Consider the following 16,210-nt stretch of genomic DNA (forward strand, 5'->3'; position numbering starts at 1 on the left):
AGCTGAAGGAACGCGCTATGGCTGAAACAAACATCGATGCGGCTATTGCCGACGCAATGATTCGGGTCACTGAGGCTGCTGCAATTGCTGCGCACCAACTGACCGGACGTGGCGATGAGATGAAAGCCGACCAGGCCGCTGTCGATGCCATGAGAACCGGCTTGAACGCAGTTCCGATGCGTGGACGTATTGTTATCGGCGAGGGTGAACGAGACGAAGCACCAATGTTATACATTGGCGAAGACGTCGGCACGGGTGAAGGTCCGGAAATTGATATCGCTCTCGACCCTCTGGAGGGCACCACGCTCACAGCGAAAGCGATGTCTAACGCGCTATCAGTTCTGGCCATCGCGCCGCGAGGCACGCTGCTTCATTCTCCGGATGTTTATATGGAGAAAATTGCGGTTGGCCCCGGACTGCCTCAAGGGATTGTAACGCTTGCAGCAACGCCGGCAGAAAACGTGCTGGCGCTTGCAAAAGAGAAAGACGTTCCGCCGGAGCATATCACGGTATGTGTTCTTGATCGGCCCCGTCACCACGAGATTATTTCATCGCTACGGTCAGTCGGTGCTAAGGTCGCAATGATATCCGATGGTGACATTGCAGGCGTCATCAACACGACTGATCCGTCTACAGGCATTGATATGTATCTTGGACAGGGCGGTGCACCGGAAGGCGTTCTTGCAGCAGCTGCGCTTAAATGCATTGGCGGACAGTTCGAGGCTCGGCTTGTATTCCGCAATGACGAAGAAAAGCAGCGCGCTCGTCGCGTGGGCATTCAGAATCTGAACAAGATATACTCACTGGATGAACTGGTGACATCTGACACGGTGTTTTGTGCCACCGGGGTCACGAAAGGTGGCCTGTTGGACGGTGTAGTTTATGGCAGAGGTACTGTCGAAACGGAAACGCTGATTATGACCTCTTCAGATCATTCTGTAAGACGCGTACGGACGCGTCGCCCGGTGTGAGGCTATGACAGAAACCGCACGCGGCTTTCATTGGTCAGAACCTCTTTTCGACGACAAAACCTTAGATGATTACGCTCGCAAATCCGGGCTCGATGCCAGCCTTTCAGCGCTTTTGCTGCGACGGGAGGTGCCTCCCGAAGAGGTTGAGGCGTTTTTGCATCCAACACTCAGGAATCTGTTCCCAGATCCCTCATCTTTGAAAGATATGGATGTTGCGGCAGAGCTGATCGCTAAAGCCATTCTTGAAGAGAAAACCGTTGCGGTGTTGGCCGATTACGATGTGGATGGCGCAACGAGTGCTGCTCAGTTGATCCGCTATTTTCGATATTTCGGTCAGGACCTCGTTCTTTATGTGCCAGATCGACTGAAAGAGGGTTATGGTCCGTCGCCTGAGGCATTTGAGTCCTTAAAGGCGCAGGGCGTCGATATCGTCATCACAGTTGATTGTGGAGCGGCCGCCGAGGCGGCGCTCAGGCGCGCATCTGAAATCGATCTGGATATCATTGTGGTCGACCACCACCTAATGGGTGAGGATATTCCATCCTGCGCGGCTCTGGTGAATCCGAATCGGCCGGACTGTGAGTCAGAGCAGGGACATCTTGCTGCGGCGGGAGTTGTTTACGTCCTCACTGCGTCTTTGAACCGTTATTTTCGTAACACGCTGAGTTACACTGCATCTGATCTTCCGGATCTGATGAAGAATCTGGACCTATGCTCTTTGGGTACGCTTTGCGATATGGTGCCACTCGTTGCGCTCAATCGCGCCTTCGTCGTTCAGGGGCTTAAAATTCTGGCCCATGACGAATGCCCTGGCATTGTCGCTTTGTCTCAGGTTTCAGGGCGCAGCCCTCCGAGAAAGGTTACAGACCTTACCTTTGGAATTGGCCCCCAGCTGAATGCGGGTGGGCGTATAGGTGACCCGTGGCTCGCAACGCAGCTATTGGCGTCACTGTCGATTGAGGAGGCTGTTCCAATCGCAGAACAGCTCTTTATCCTGAATCAAGCGCGCAAGGACATCGAAGCCGATATCCAGAACGAAGCCCGCAAACAGATACATCAGCTACAGCGCCATAACGTGGACTATCCTGTTTATGTGGTCGGCGGCGAGGGATGGCATCCAGGGATTATCGGTATCGTCGCAGGACGCCTGAAGGACGAGTTTCATCGTCCTGTCGCCGTTGTTGGCTGGGGCGAACAGTTCGGCGATGTGGGCAAAGGGTCTGCGCGGTCTGTTTCTGGCTTGAACATTGGCAAGGCGATTTCAGCGGCTTCGGAGGCTGGCGTTCTTGTCACGGGCGGCGGGCACGCCATGGCGGGCGGTTTCAGTATTGATCCTGAACGGATGCAGGATTTCCGCGATTTTCTCTCCACGTATTTTGCAAACGTGGAGAAGGAGCTCGACGAGGCGCGTGTCGTTCAGATCGACTTTGATGTGCTAGTTTCCGCGATGACGCCACGCTTCATCGATGTGGTGGAGCAGGCTGGCCCATATGGTGCAGCTGCAACAAAACCGGTCGTTCGCGTAAAAAATGCACAGATTGTGTTCAGTCGTGTGATTGGTGCAAATCACTTGAAAGTCACCCTCGATGACGGGAGTGGCCGGATTAGCGCAATCGCCTGGCGTGCCGCTGAAACCGATCTCGGCAGTTTGCTCCAAAAAGGTGAAACGGTGGATCTGATAGGCTATCCGGAGCGTGACGAGTGGGGTTCAGCCCGTGGTCAAAACAGCGTTCAGATAGAAATCATCGACGCGATGAAAAAAAATTAGAAAACTTTGAAATAATGCTTGCAGAGGAAGAAACGGCTCGTTATATCCGCCCTCTCAGCAGAGCGCGCCCTTCGTCTATCGGTTAGGACGCCAGGTTTTCAACCTGGAAAGAGGGGTTCGATTCCCCTAGGGCGTGCCACTTTACTTTCCTGAAAATTAGATTTGACCTCTTCCGTTCCAGACGGGGTATGTTAACCTTGCTCGAACGTATTTTAGGGGACTGATTTAAAGATGAACGAAGGCTTTCCAGCCGAGGAAGCCGGCGAATCGACCGTAAAGCTCAAGAAGATTAGCGGGCAGGTGAAATGGTTTGATGCCGTAAAGGGGTACGGCTTCCTATCGCCCGATTCAGATGACGGTGATGCTGACCTCAGCGATGTGATGATTCATGTCAGCTGCCTGCGGGCGGCCGGGCTTTCCACAATGCAGGAAGGGGGGCGAATGGTATGCATGGCTGCCGACCGTCCTAAAGGGCTGCAGGCGGTCGAAATTCTGTCTTATGAGCCTCTGGTGTCACCAGAGGAGGAAAGTCAGGACGAAACCTTCGAAACGGTCATGATTAAATGGTTCAACCGAGCCAAGGGCTACGGCTTTGTGAACCGGCCTGATGCTTCGGATGTCGATATTTTCGTCCACATGGTCGCTGTCCGAAAGGCCGGGCTGGACGATTTGCTGGATGGCGGCAGATACGAAGCGATTATCCGCGAAGGCCCTAAAGGCGAGCACGTCGAGCAGATCAAGGAAATTGGCTGACGCGAGTGCGTTATCCTGCTTGCTGGATGTCGGTCAGTTGATTAAACAGACGCTATGAAAAAATTTCTTCTGATCTCTTCGCTTCTCGTTATGGCGCCTGTAGCTTTCGCACAGTCGGAAGCCATTTTCATGCCGGAAGGCCCGCTCACGATTGAAACGCAGAACGGCCCGGTTACGATTACAGCAGAAGTCGCTGACGAGCCGGATGAAATCGCGACCGGTCTGATGTTCCGTGAGAGCATTGCTGAAGACCGCGGCATGATCTTCGATTTCGGTACGCCGCGTGAGCCGAATATGTGGATGCGGAACGTCGAGTTTCCGATCGACATGGTGTTCATGGATGCAGAAGGAACTGTGCTCGCGATTGTCGCCCACGCTCAGGCTCATTCCGAACGCCACATAAATCCAGGCTTTCCTGTAAAAGGTGTTCTCGAACTCGCTGATGGTCAGGCCAATGCGTTTGGCATTCGTCCGGGCGATCAGATCATTCACGAGATTTTTGGCAACGCCGAAACCGCTCCTGCCGAAGACACGTCTGATTCTGAAGAAGCTGCCGAATAGTTCGGAATGCCCGCGACTGTGACGGCTATTCCGTACGGATTTGAGCTCGCTGAGGGTCGCGGGCCTTTTTCCCGCAACAACGGCCCGTATTACCGGCGTAAACTGGATGGCCGGCTACAAACGGGACTGAGCGTAGAAGAGTGCCACTGCAATGGCCTCGGCTTCCTGCACGGCGGGATGACAGCCGCATTCGCAGATAGCGCAATGGCATGGGCGGTCTGGAATACCGCAAGACAAGCATCTGTTACGATGCGACTTTCGATTGATTACCTCCAGCCTGTGCGAATCGGTGACTGGCTGATCGCCGAGGCGCGTGTCACAGGCGTTGATGGCGATATCGTCTATGTCGATGCCGAGCTTACACGAAACGAGAAGCAGAAAATTGCCGGTGTATCGGGAGTTTTCCATCTCATTCGCAAGAAAGAGAAATCTTGACTTGAAGTCTGTCTCGTAGCGTTTTAATTGGACCCTTCGTCGGAGTGTAGCGCAGTCTGGTAGCGCATCTGGTTTGGGACCAGAGGGTCGGGAGTTCGAATCTCTCCACTCCGACCATTAAAGTGAGGACGACTGATGCGTGCACGGATCTTCAAACCCGCCAAAACTGCCATGCAGTCAGGCAAAGCGAAATCTGATCGTTGGGTGCTGGAATTCGTGAATACGGACGCATCGCGTAAGTCAGACCCGCTCATGGGCTGGATCTCCACGAATGATACCTCTTCTCAGGTTCGACTGACATTTGAAACTCGTGACGAAGCAATCGCTTACGCCAACCGCGAAGGTCTGGTGTTCTCTGTTGAAGATCCGCGTCCATCGAAACGTCTGGTGAAATCTTACAGCGCGAACTTCGCTGCCGACAGAAAGCAGTCTTGGACCCACTAGGGGTTCATCAGGGCCCCTTAGCTCAACTGGATAGAGCACCGGACTTCTAATCCGACGGTTGCAGGTTCGAGTCCTGCAGGGGTCGCCATTCCCTGTCAGTGCAGTTCTGATAAAGCCTGTTGCAGTTCTTCGGTCAGGTCAGCTTCGTCTTCCAATCCGATCTGTACGCGCACCAGAGTGCCATAACTTCCAGATTTCCAGCGATCGGATGTGGAGCGCTTGAGTTGCGGATTGCATGGAAGAATCAGGCTTTCAAAACCGCCCCAAGAAAACCCGAATCCGAACAGCTGAAACGTTTTAAAAAAACGGTCTAGTTTAGCAGCATCTTCACTGTAGAGAGCGAAGGAAAACAACCCGGATGCGCCTGAAAACAGATCATTGAAGATCGCGTTGTCAGGGTGTGTGCTGAGGGCAGGGTGGTAGACCTCCTTAACCTCGGACTGCTCCGCCAGCCATTCAGCGATATTCAGCGCTGTACGGCCCTGCTGAGTGATTCTGGAGTGAAGCGTGCGCAGGCCTCTCTGTGCGAGATACGCATCGTCGGGCGACATGCCTACGCCCCAGTCATTCGCCGTTTGATCCAGTTTCAGCGCAATGCGTTGGTCATTGGTCATTGCTGCGCCACCAAAGCCGTCAGAGTGACCGATGACATATTTGGTCAGAGCCTGAACTGAAATATTGACGCCTGCATCCAGAGGCTTAAAGAAGACGCCTGCTGCCCATGTGTTATCCAAAATCGTGATGATGTTGTGCTGCTTGCACAGAGGAAGCAGAGCGTTCAGATCGTGTAGTTCGAACGTCAACGACCCCGGCATTTCGAAAAACGCCGCTTTGGTCTCCGGTGTAATCAGCGCTGCAAACGCGTCCGCGGTAATCCTCGGATCAAAGAAGGTCGTTGTAACGCCCATGCGGGCAAGATAGCGTTCAGCGAATCTGCGGCTTGGCCCGTAAGTCGAGTCCGTTATCAGAAGATGATCACCGCTGTTCAGTACGGACGCCATCGCGAGCGCGCATCCGCTGAGGCCTGTTGGCGCGAGTTGAACGTGCTCAGCGTTCTCAAGGGATTTGAGGCCGTCTGAGAGCGTTTCCTGTGTATCTGTACCCATCCGGCCATATAGAGACTTTGCGCCACCATACAATTTAGACACGTCATCCGTGAGGATAGTCGACGCACGGCGGATAGGCGGATTTACAGCGCCATCAAAACCGCCATGTTGTCGTCCATCATGGATGAGGCGCGTGCTGGGTTTGCGCTTATCTTCGCTCATGCAGTGGCAATATCATTTGGGCATTTCTCAGCCCACTCAGACCAGGAGCCGTCATATAGCGCGATGTCATTGCGACCAATTCGCTGAAATGCGAGAAGAATGATCGCAGCACTGACGCCAGAGCCGCACGTGGCAACAATTTCCTGATTAGCCTTGAAAGATGCCAGAGCCTCACGTAGCTCGGCTTCGGATTTCAAAGTACCATCAGATTTTACCAGACTTGTCGCTGGCAGGCTTGCTGATCCCGGCATGTGGCCGGATGAAAGACCCGGTCTCGGTTCCGGCTCATTACCTGCAAAGCGACCGGCAGGGCGAGCATCAAGGATCAGCGTGGTGTCGTCTTTCACAGCTGACTGCATCTGATCGAATGTTTTAAGAAGATGGTTTTGGACCCGCACCGTGTGGTGGCGTTCGGACATGACAGGTTCCATGTCCTCTGTGGCTCCACCAGATTCGATCCATGCGTTCCAGCCGCCATCAAGTACTTTGACGTCTGCATGCCCCATAAAGCGGAACATCCACCAGACGCGCGCTGACGCCATGAATCCGGATCGATCGTAAACAACGATCGTCTTGCCATCGCCGAGGCCCATCTTGCGAACGCGAGAAGAAAACTTCTCTGGTGACGGCAGCATGTGTGGCAAGGAGCTGTCGGTGTCGGCAATTTCATCGATGTCGAAGAATACCGCCCCTGGAATATGAGCTTCCTTGTAGAGTGATCGAGACACGCCATCGCCCGCATTGGGCATCCAAGGCGGAACCCAACTGGCATCAACAACGCAAACATCTGGTGCGTTGATATGTTCTTTCAGCCATTGGGCTGTAACCATTGGGTCGGTCGATGTCATGATCAGTCCTTATTCCTACATCCAGCTCGGAACCGGCAAATCCTTCGAACGAAGGAATTCCGGATTATACAGCTTGCTTTGATAGCGGTTGCCGTAGTCACAAAGTATCGTAACAATTGTGTGGCCCGGGCCAAGCTCTTTTGCGAGCTCAATTGCACCGGCAATGTTTACGCCCGCAGATCCGCCCAGGCAGAGACCTTCTTCCTGAACCAGATTGAACAGGATGTTCAGTGCCGTCGGGTCGTCTATGCGGTAGGCGTGATCTACTTCAATGCCTTCAAGATTGGCTGTGATACGGCCCTGGCCGATACCTTCAGTCACAGACGTACCTTCTGATTTCAGTTCACCATTCTTGTAATAGCCATAGAGCGCAGCGCCGCCCGGGTCTGCGATTCCGATCTTGATATCTTTGTTCCGCTCCTTGAGCGCCATTGAGACGCCACCAAGCGTGCCGCCAGAACCTACTGCGCAGATGAAGCCGTCTACTTTGCCGTTGAGCTGTTCATAGATTTCCGGACCGGTTGTTTCGTAGTGAGCCTTGCGGTTCGCGACATTGTCGAACTGGTTTGCCCAGATGACACCGTTCGGATCCTTCTTGTTGAGCTCTTCAGCGAGTTGTCCGGAATAGCGGGCATAGTGATTTGGATTGCTGTATGGCACTGCGTCGACTTCAATCAGCTCGGCTCCGAGGATTTTAATTGCGTCGCGCTTTTCCTGCGATTGGGTGCGCGGAAATACGATCACTGTTTTATAGCCGAGCGCGTTAGCCACGAGCGCCAGACCAATGCCTGTGTTACCGGCCGTGCCTTCAACGATAGTTCCGCCCGGTTTGAGACGCCCTGACGCTTCAGCATCGCGAATAATGCCCAGAGCGGCGCGGTCTTTCACAGATTGGCCCGGGTTCAGGAATTCTGCTTTACCCAGAATGGTGCAGCCGGTTTCCTCGGACGCGCGGCGAAGTTTGATTAGAGGGGTGTTCCCGATAGCATCAACAACGCTCTGGTGAATGGTCATGTCCGTCTCCTTGATAACGACAGGCTAAATTGATGCACTACAGGTTTCAACTGAACTTCGAGTGATCTTCAGACGTTCTCATTTCGTATGCCAATTCAGAGGAAGCAATCAGATTCTCTAAACAGAGCGTTTCTTTGCTCTCTTTGTGAAACAGATATGGAGAGACGAAATGAAAGCCCTGACGCCTAAAGCCATGCTAATGTCCATCGGCCTGGTAGGCCTCACCGCCATGCCATACTATGCAAGCGCCAACGTCGCGGAACCAGCGAATGGCACACTCCGTTGGACACCGCAGGACGGAGAGCAGCTTCGGTTCTCTGTTCTTCGGGACGGAGATGAGTTTGGCGAACACATAGTTCGTTTCGAAGTGGAAGACGGTGAAGTTCGCGTCGAAAGCGACATTGAACTGGAAGTGAAATTTGGTCCGATCCGAGTGTTTCACTATCTGCATGACAGCGAAGAAGTCTGGCAAAACGGACAGTTGGTCTTCCTCGAAGGCGAGACTAAAAAAGAGGGCGACGATTATACAGTGGTGGCGGAACGTGCCGGTGATGCTCTGAATGTGAACGGCACGCTCTTTTCAGGGGACATTGCACCCACGATAACGCCGTCCAGCCACTGGAATATCAGTCAGGTTATGGGCGAGCGTATCCTCTCGACGGAAAGCGGAGAGATTCTCGATATTCAAGTTTCGCACTTGGGCGAGGAAACGATTGAAGCTGGAGGTCAGTCTATTACGGCCCAGCGATATCGTCTCGTTTCAGATCTGACAGTCGATCTCTGGTATGACGAGGCTGGCCGCTGGGTGAAATGCGAATTTGATGCGCGCGGCCAGACCATCGAGTACGTGCTTCGGTAAAGCTATTCAGGTTTGGAAAGCAGGAACTGGCCGACATCTGTTCGGCCAGTACTAAAGCCGGCCTCGCAATAGCTCAGATAATATTCCCATAGATTGCGGAACTTGCGATCAAACCCAAGCTGCTGGATGTCGTTCCAGTGACGCTGGAATTCCTGATTCCAGATGTTCAGCGTTTTCGCATAGCTCTGCCCGAACATTTCTTCAGATTCGTACTGCAGGCCTGCGGTAGAAATGACATCTTTCAAGACGGAAATGCTAGGCAGCATCCCACCCGGAAAAATGTACTTCTGAATGAAGTCAACGCGTTTGCGATATCGTGGGAAAAGATCATCCTCAATCGTAATGATCTGGAGGCCTGCTTTTCCGCCGGGACGCAGCAGGCTTTCAATCTTTTCAAAATATCCGGGCCAGAAAGCTTCGCCGACAGCCTCGAACATTTCGATTGAAACGACTGCATCAAAACTGCCATCCACATCCCTGTAATCACATAGTTCTATGCTAACCAGGTCGGATAGTCCTGCTTTATGGATACGGTTGCGCGCATATTCATATTGAGCATCAGAAATCGTGATCGAGCGAACTTTTGATCCGTAAGTGCTTGCAACGTACTCGGCGAATCCGCCCCAGCCGGAGCCGATCTCGAGGATTTCTTTGCCGGGAGCCGCGCCCACGCTGCGAGCGATATGGTCATATTTGCGCCGCTGGGCATCTGAAATGGTATCGCCATCTTCAAAGATTCCAGATGAGTATGTCATCGATGGATCCAGCCATTTCTCATAGAAGCTGTTTCCGAGATCATAGTGCGAAAGAATGTTTTGCTTTGATCCTTTCCTCGTGTTCTGCCGGGTGAGGGCATTGACGATGAAACGAAGGACGTTCGGGAATTTGCTGCCCCGACCGAGCTTGCCTGCCTGGTCAAAGTTCACCGCAAAAAAAGCCAGAACGGCTGTCAGATCGGGCGTGTCGAACTGCTCATCCATATAAGCGTCGGCAAAGCCAATGTCGCCTGCGCCAAGGACACGTCTGAACATTGCGTTGTCTTTGACGTGGATTTCGGCTTTTGGCCCCGGGATTCCGTGATCAAAGCGAAACATCCGTTCGTCGGGTAGTGTCAGGATCAGGCGTCCCTTTCGCGTCGAGCGAAGTGCCAGACATGCAAGCCGGACAGATGTGGGCAGGGATGCGATTTCCTTCATCGTGGATTCGTTGGAAATCTCATAAACAGTACTCATCGAAGCGCCCTCCCGTTGGTAGTTTCGAGTGATGGTGACGAAGTTGCTATTGAGTAGGCCTTTTCCGGGGCCTTTGGTCGACTGTGATAGCGCGCGCCTTTCAGCCAGAGGCGAAGTGCCTGCCAGTGAATTCTCGCAATAACCGTAAGGCCAGAAAAGGGAGCCAGTACGGTTCGTTTTATCAATGCCGCAGAGGTCGCTGACTTTCGCGTCACTTGAAGGGTTGCCGTGTGAAAGCGACCATTGTCCGATAGGTTCTCAATGAGGAGCGAGAACTCATTGTCGACGGTGTTCACAGTGAATCGGTATTGACCGGACACATCCCAGAACGGTGATACGTGAAGTGTTTTTGGCGCTTCGTGGCGTGATTTGTCTGGCGCGAATGGCACAACGTAAGCGTGTTGGTCGCCAAACGTGTTGTGAACCTCATAGATCAGCGCCTCTACGCCGCCATCGGGATCGCTCAGCGTCCAAATGGAAATCGGCGAAAAGCCTTGGCCAAGAATGTCCGGAAAGGTCATAAGCCGGATAGTGCGTCCGTCCGTTTCTACGTCGTTTTTGGCAAAGAGGTTACGCGCCCAGCGGGACAAATCCGATGATGTCCGATCGCCATATTTGCTGGTGCGGATGCGCATGAGATTGAAGCGGTCTATGGAGAAACCTTTCAGGGTCTTTTCGGCTTCTGCCATCCGTGCAACATCGATCTCAATCATCCTGACCGGATAACTGAAGCTTCGACGGAAGGGTTCGAACCGCGTGTGAGCTGTTCTGCCTTCCAGAAAGTGGATGGGCGCCTGTTCGCTCATTGTGCGGCGACATTAGCAGATTGAGCCTCGGAAATCATCGGCGCCTGTGTAATCGGAGAAATGCCGACCGGTTCCCAGGGCAGTTCGGCGCCTAATGCGAGCGCCACGCGCAGCCCCGACTTCAGACCATCTTCGTGAAAACCATGTCCGAGCCAAGCGCCGGCGAACCACAGGCCGTCGCGACCATTATAGGTTTCCATCGCTTCAACGGCTTCGGCAGCAGCCAGATCAAACATTGGGTGGGTAAACTCAAAGCGGCCAAATGTCAGATCGCTCCGCGGCGGTGTTTCCGGGTTCAGTGTGACAAAGAGAGGCTTTTCCTCGTCGATACTCTGGAGGATATTCATCCAATAGCTGAGTGTGATTTTCTGCGTTTCCCCTTTAAGGACATTCCACGCTGCCCACGCGCGCTTACGCTTCGGCATAAGGGCTGCGTCACGATGCAGGTAAGCGACATTCTCGTTCACGCGGCTCCGCGCGAGTGAGCTTGCCTGAAATTCAAAGCCGTCACCAAGAATATCCTGCACCTGATGTACGTGGCAGGCGAGAATAACGTGATCAAAGTCTTCCGTGCCGCCGTTTACAGTAATTCGGACCCCGTCCGAAGTGCGGTCAACACGAGTTACGGCTGCATTCATTCGGGCCCGGCTTCCAAGCTGCGAGACGAGTTCCGAGACGTAAGCCTGACTACCGCCTTTGACGGTCCGCCATTGTGGACGTTCGGTGTGCAGAAGTCGATGATTGTTGAAGAAACGCAGGAACGACCGCGCCGGATAATCCATCATCTTAGCTTCCGGAGTAGACCAGATAGCAGCGCCCATCGGGTAGATATAGTTGGCACGGAAGTCTTCGGACATTCCGATATCATCAAGATATTCCGCCAGCGTCATGTTTGACGGCAGAGCGTCATCTCCAGCGGCGTCTCTCGCCCTCGCATTGAAGCGGAAGATGTCGCGCAGAAGCCTTAGAAATGAAGGCCGGAAGAAATTACGTTTATATGCAAAAATGCCGTTCGGGTTTGAAGACCATTCAAATGCAGCCGGATCGCTGACCGAAAAGCTCATATCGCTTTGCATGGTCTCTACGCCGAGTTCATCCATGAACTGCATGAAGTTGGGATAATTGAGCGGGTTGCAGACGATGAAACCGACATCAACATCGATATGTGAACCGTCATAGTCCACGGTGACTGTCTTCGCGTGACCGCCAAATCGGTTGTCGGCTTCAAATACCGTTACATCAGCCTTGTCTTTCAAAGCCCATGCGGCGCTCAAACCGGAAATGCCCGAGCCGACAACGGCAATTTTTTGTCGCGTAGAATTCATGTCTTCAGGCTTTCATATGCATCGAGTGCGCGCTGGCGCGCCTGTTTGTGGATTACAATTGGTTTCGGATAGTCATGGCCGATCAAGACACCACATTGCTTCTGTACGTCTCGAGGGGTGTCCCACGGTTCAAAAAGATATTTCTTCGGTAATTTCGACAGTTCTGGCACCCATTTGCGGATGTAAACGCCGTCTGGATCGAACTTTTCACCCTGTGTGATCGGGTTGAAAATACGGAAATATGGCGACGCATCAGCACCGCTTCCTGCAACCCATTGCCAGCTGGCTGGATTGTTCGCAGTGTCTGCGTCGACGAGCGTGTCCCAGAACCATTCTTCTCCGGTGCGCCAGTCGATCATGAGGTGCTTGATCAGGAAAGATGCGACAATCATGCGAACGCGGTTGTGCATCCATCCCGTGGTCCAAAGCTCACGCATGCCGGCGTCAACGATCGGATATCCTGTTTTCCCCTTCTGCCATGCGGTCAGGCAGGTCTCGTTCTTTTCCCACGGGAAACCGTCGAATTTGTCATTCCAGTTATCGGTCGACAGATCTTTGCTCTGGAAGAGGAGTGAATAGGAGAAATCTCTCCACGCAAGTTCACGCAGGAACGCCCAGCCATCGGATTCAAGCTCTGGCGATTCAGATATCTTTTGCAAAGTTTTGGACCAGATTTCGTGGACTGAAATTTCACCGAAAGACAGGTAGGGCGAAAGCCCGGAGGTATTGGGCAGATCAGGGCGGTCCCGCTTTTCTTTATACCCCTCCAAACCTTCGTCGAAAAATGTTTCCAGACACGCCTTCGCACCGTCTTCGCCTGGTATCCAGGCCTCTCCAAGGCCGTCCGACCAGTCAGGTTTCGTCGGATGAAGCGCCCAGTTCCGTAGATCGTCGCATTCGAAGTCCGAGAAGAAAGAACAATCTGGAACTCCATTGGGATGGTTTGGTTGAAAATCCGGTTTCAAAACGTTCCAGAAGGGCGTGAAGACCTTATACGGATTACCTGAGTTGGTTTTGACTTCCCACGGTTCTTTCAAAAGACTTCCGTTAAACGATGAAGGCGTGTGCCCAGCTTCGTTCAAAGCGGACTTCACTTTTTTGTCTATGTCCGTTTCCGAGGTGGAGTAACGGCGATTCCAGAACACCGACCTTATGTTGTGCGATTTGCACACATCAAGCAGTACGTCAGCCGTAGAACGGTCGGTATTGCGCTGCAGAAAAAGTTTGCCTCCAAGGCTTTCGATTTTTTTCGAAAGTGCGTGTAAGGATTTATCGAGCCACCATCGCTTGGCGCCACCAAGTAAGCGATGGTGCTCATCATTTTCGTTCAAAAGATAGAAGCAAAGAATTGGTTTTCCTGCATCCGCAGCAGCATTCAGCGCAGGATTTGCGCTGAGGCGGAGGTCATCTCGAAACCAGACAAGTGATATATCTTCAGCAGAAATGACTTTTATCCTTTTTGATCCAACGCTCTCTACGAAAATTAGTTCACAGCGGATCAGAAAATTTGTGACTTTCCAACCGGATCATTGGTAGAACCAACACACCGCTCAAAACCTGAAGGATGGAAAGTGGATACTCAATACCAGCTTCTTGAACGTGTGTGTGACGCAGCAGCCAATCAGACGATATTGTGCGTTGGAGATATTATGCTTGATCGTTTCGTTTACGGAGGCGTAAGCCGTGTATCACCTGAAGCTCCGATCCCTGTTCTTGAACAAAAAACTGTCACCTCAATGCTGGGTGCCGTTGGTAACGTTGCTCGCAATGTCGCATCGCTCGGCGCGCGCGCAGTCGTTTGCAGTGTGACCGGAGCGGATCCAGAAGCAGAGGAGTTGCTGAAACTACTCTCAGAAACCGACGGTCTCGTAGGCTGTACGGTGCAGGATTCCAGCCGACACACCACGCTTAAAGTTCGCTATGTGGCCAACGGCCAGCAATTGCTTCGGGTCGACAGAGAAGAACAGGGTGCCATTTCTGAATTTGTGGAAGGTCGGCTGTGCGATTCCATTGCGGAGGAAGCGCAACAAGCCGCTGCCATTCTTCTGTCGGATTACGCTAAAGGCTGCGTGACAGAGGGCGTAATCGAGGCCTGTCTCAAAGCAGCAGCAGACAACGAAATCCCTCTGATCGTGGATCCTAAGGGAACCGACTTTGCCCGCTATGGCGCAGCAGACCTTATAAAGCCCAATGCGTCAGAGCTGGGGGGCGTAGTCGGACGCAAAGTTTCTGAAGATGAAGACGTCGAAACTGCGCTGCGCGAACTGCTAGCAAAGATTCCAGCTAAGGGGCTTCTCGTAACCCGCTCCGAGAAAGGTTTGTCTTTCATCTCTGAAACCGGGGATGTGTCGCATTTTCCTGCTGAAAAACGGGAAGTGTACGATGTCTCTGGCGCTGGCGACACGAGTCTCGCTGCTTTGGGACTGGCCGTGGCTGAAAACGCTGATATGGCCACAGCGTCGCAATTTGCTCTCATTGCGTCAGGGATCGCAGTCAGCAAATCTGGCACCGCGACCGTGTCCAATCAGGAAATTCGCGATGCACTCGCCATTAAAGCAACAAATCAGGCGCGTCGGTCCAGACAGCACCTTCCATTGGAAGAGCGCATAGCAGCCTGGCGTGCTGAAGGCCTGAAGATCGGTTTCACGAACGGATGTTTCGATATCCTGCATGCAGGCCATATCCGCGTTCTTGAGTTTTCTGCTCAGCACTGTGACCGTTTGATTGTTGGCCTGAATTCAGATGCTTCTGTGAAAAGGCTAAAAGGCGAGAGCAGGCCTCTGAACAATCAGGATGATAGACGCGAAGTTCTTGAAGCGCTCGGATCTGTCGATGCTGTTATGATTTTTGAAGAAGATACGCCTTTAGAGCTCGTCCGGATGGTTCAGCCCGACTTAATCGTAAAAGGTGGGGACTACACGCCTGAGTCCGTAGTCGGCGCTGATATCGTCAGTGCGCGAGGCGGCGAAGTTCTTATTTGTCCGATACTCGAAGGACGGAGTACGACCGGAACTATCGAGAAGAGTAAGTCTCTGTAGCGCCTAAAGTTCATGCTCGGGGCGGTTGATAGGCGATAGTTCAATTGTCTCGAATGGCGGCAATGGTGCAGCGGGTTTTGGAACCTCTTCGTCAAGCCATTCTGAAAACGCGCCAAGTGTCGCCAGAACCCGTCGTTCGGCCTCATCAGCATTATTCCCGCGAAGGTCCAGAATGCACGGGTACGCGGCCGCGCCCTCGCACGATGGCCAGTCTGGAAATGTGTCTGCGGTCGTTGCTGCAGTGTTGCGGCCTACGATCAATCCGCCAAACGAATTGGTGAACGGCATTACGCCATCAAGACGAAGCGAATAGACTTCCATTGCAGCGGCGACCCCATCATCGGACCCACCGAGGAAAATGCCTCTCATAAGCTGATCATTTTCAAGATAGTGATCTGCAGCCGCCAGAATGTCTTCGGTTTCTAGCGCCTCAGCGCCTTCGCGGTCTATTTGTTCGCCGCTGAGTGGGGAGGCGAACCGACGGCGCGGCACAAACAGGTCGGTCGCTGCTTCTTCTATTCGCGAAGTCCAGACCGGGACGTTTTCTGCATTCTCAATGCCCGCCCAGTCCAAAGGCACATTCCATCCACCTAGAAATTCGCCTGGGCTTGCTGGAAACCAAAGGACATCGACGCCCCAAGGGCGCTCCCAACCGCCTTCTCGGTCCGTCGTTGGCCGGTGGTGCCATCCACTAATATCTGCGTAGTCTGCCGCTTCTGGCGCACTCTCGCGTTCAAATGCCGGGGCCCGAGGCGGTGCGATGACCGCGACGTGATAAATCGCGCCTGCAATCATGATGACAAGAGCAATAATCGTCAGCGGTGGCACCAGGCGGGTAAGTTGGCTTGGAGAGGCTTCAGTCGACATTAGAAATTCCGTTTAAGCGGC

At 53.1% G+C, this 16,210-nt stretch carries 16 protein-coding genes and 3 tRNA genes; 11 read left to right on the plus strand and 8 right to left on the minus strand.

The genetic code is table 11. The features are described from left to right. The first annotated feature begins 17 nt into the window (after positions 1 to 17). The 9 genes from glpX to G523_RS0112530 all read left to right on the plus strand — a co-directional run bounded on the left by glpX (position 18) and on the right by G523_RS0112530 (position 5,020). Positions 18 to 971 carry a class II fructose-bisphosphatase gene (gene glpX / locus G523_RS0112490; RefSeq protein ID WP_022695402.1) on the plus strand — a complete coding sequence of 318 codons (954 nt, stop codon included), beginning with the start codon at positions 18 to 20 and terminating at the stop codon, positions 969 to 971. Positions 972 to 975: 4 nt separating this feature from the next. Then, on the plus strand, positions 976 to 2,739 hold the full coding sequence (recJ, locus tag G523_RS19220; protein ID WP_022695403.1) for a single-stranded-DNA-specific exonuclease RecJ: 1,764 nt from the start codon (positions 976 to 978) through the stop codon (positions 2,737 to 2,739). Between the two features lie 64 nt (positions 2,740 to 2,803). Then, a tRNA-Glu gene (locus G523_RS0112500) sits at positions 2,804 to 2,878 on the plus strand. A gap of 92 nt (positions 2,879 to 2,970) precedes the next feature. Beyond that, entirely contained in the window at positions 2,971 to 3,492 is a 522-nt protein-coding gene (locus G523_RS19225; protein WP_022695404.1) for a cold shock domain-containing protein, read from the plus strand. Positions 3,493 to 3,546: 54 nt separating this feature from the next. Beyond that, the gene (locus G523_RS19230) at positions 3,547 to 4,053 is read left to right on the plus strand and encodes a DUF192 domain-containing protein (protein WP_022695405.1); all 507 of its coding nucleotides are present in this window, start codon (positions 3,547 to 3,549) and stop codon (positions 4,051 to 4,053) included. A gap of 6 nt (positions 4,054 to 4,059) precedes the next feature. After that, the gene (locus G523_RS0112515; protein WP_022695406.1) at positions 4,060 to 4,488 is read left to right on the plus strand and encodes a PaaI family thioesterase; all 429 of its coding nucleotides are present in this window, start codon (positions 4,060 to 4,062) and stop codon (positions 4,486 to 4,488) included. A gap of 40 nt (positions 4,489 to 4,528) precedes the next feature. Beyond that, positions 4,529 to 4,605, plus strand: a tRNA-Pro gene (locus G523_RS0112520). An 18-nt stretch (positions 4,606 to 4,623) separates the two neighbouring features. After that, on the plus strand, positions 4,624 to 4,932 hold the full coding sequence (locus G523_RS0112525) for an ETC complex I subunit (RefSeq protein ID WP_022695407.1): 309 nt from the start codon (positions 4,624 to 4,626) through the stop codon (positions 4,930 to 4,932). Positions 4,933 to 4,943: 11 nt separating this feature from the next. Next, positions 4,944 to 5,020, plus strand: a tRNA-Arg gene (locus G523_RS0112530). 7 nt (positions 5,021 to 5,027) lie between these two features. Here the strand turns inward: G523_RS0112530 and metC are convergent. From metC to G523_RS0112545, 3 genes are read right to left on the minus strand one after another with little or no spacing between them, the layout of a single operon-like run. Then, positions 5,028 to 6,200 (minus strand): cystathionine beta-lyase, encoded by a 1,173-nt coding sequence (gene metC / locus G523_RS0112535; RefSeq protein WP_022695408.1) that lies wholly within the window; start codon positions 6,198 to 6,200, stop codon positions 5,028 to 5,030. After that, positions 6,197 to 7,048, minus strand: coding sequence for a sulfurtransferase (locus G523_RS0112540; RefSeq protein ID WP_022695409.1), 852 nt, complete (start codon positions 7,046 to 7,048; stop codon positions 6,197 to 6,199). Before G523_RS0112540 ends, metC begins: the two co-directional genes overlap by 4 nt. Before the next feature lie 15 nt (positions 7,049 to 7,063). After that, complete coding sequence (locus G523_RS0112545; protein ID WP_022695410.1) at positions 7,064 to 8,062, minus strand: cysteine synthase A; 999 nt, start codon at positions 8,060 to 8,062, stop codon at positions 7,064 to 7,066. Between the two features lie 169 nt (positions 8,063 to 8,231). Between G523_RS0112545 and G523_RS0112550 the strand changes: the two genes are divergently transcribed. Beyond that, on the plus strand, positions 8,232 to 8,921 hold the full coding sequence (locus G523_RS0112550) for a DUF6134 family protein (RefSeq protein WP_022695411.1): 690 nt from the start codon (positions 8,232 to 8,234) through the stop codon (positions 8,919 to 8,921). Between the two features lie 2 nt (positions 8,922 to 8,923). Here the strand turns inward: G523_RS0112550 and G523_RS0112555 are convergent, their stop codons facing one another. Genes G523_RS0112555 through G523_RS0112570 form a run of 4 tightly spaced genes read right to left on the minus strand, consistent with a single transcriptional unit; the run spans position 8,924 to position 13,786 of the window. Next, positions 8,924 to 10,153, minus strand: coding sequence for an SAM-dependent methyltransferase (locus tag G523_RS0112555; protein WP_022695412.1), 1,230 nt, complete (start codon positions 10,151 to 10,153; stop codon positions 8,924 to 8,926). Continuing rightward, complete coding sequence (locus G523_RS0112560; protein ID WP_022695413.1) at positions 10,150 to 10,959, minus strand: DUF1365 domain-containing protein; 810 nt, start codon at positions 10,957 to 10,959, stop codon at positions 10,150 to 10,152. The genes G523_RS0112555 and G523_RS0112560 overlap by 4 nt, the downstream gene beginning before the upstream one ends. Continuing rightward, positions 10,956 to 12,284 (minus strand): NAD(P)/FAD-dependent oxidoreductase, encoded by a 1,329-nt coding sequence (locus tag G523_RS0112565; RefSeq protein WP_022695414.1) that lies wholly within the window; start codon positions 12,282 to 12,284, stop codon positions 10,956 to 10,958. Before G523_RS0112565 ends, G523_RS0112560 begins: the two co-directional genes overlap by 4 nt. Then, positions 12,281 to 13,786: a cryptochrome/photolyase family protein gene (locus G523_RS0112570; RefSeq protein ID WP_324603006.1), complete on the minus strand. Its 1,506-nt coding sequence runs from the start codon at positions 13,784 to 13,786 to the stop codon at positions 12,281 to 12,283. The genes G523_RS0112565 and G523_RS0112570 overlap by 4 nt, the downstream gene beginning before the upstream one ends. Before the next feature lie 99 nt (positions 13,787 to 13,885). On the opposite strand from G523_RS0112570, the gene rfaE2 reads away from it, so the two are divergent. Beyond that, entirely contained in the window at positions 13,886 to 15,322 is a 1,437-nt protein-coding gene (gene rfaE2 / locus G523_RS0112575) for a D-glycero-beta-D-manno-heptose 1-phosphate adenylyltransferase (RefSeq protein WP_027441713.1), read from the plus strand. Positions 15,323 to 15,325: 3 nt separating this feature from the next. Here rfaE2 and G523_RS0112580 read toward each other — a convergent pair whose 3' ends face one another. After that, the gene (locus tag G523_RS0112580; RefSeq protein ID WP_022695417.1) at positions 15,326 to 16,189 is read right to left on the minus strand and encodes a hypothetical protein; all 864 of its coding nucleotides are present in this window, start codon (positions 16,187 to 16,189) and stop codon (positions 15,326 to 15,328) included. Positions 16,190 to 16,210: the final 21 nt, after the last annotated feature.

The organism is Ponticaulis koreensis DSM 19734 (genome assembly GCF_000420665.1).
Lineage (GTDB): Bacteria > Pseudomonadota > Alphaproteobacteria > Caulobacterales > Hyphomonadaceae > Ponticaulis > Ponticaulis koreensis.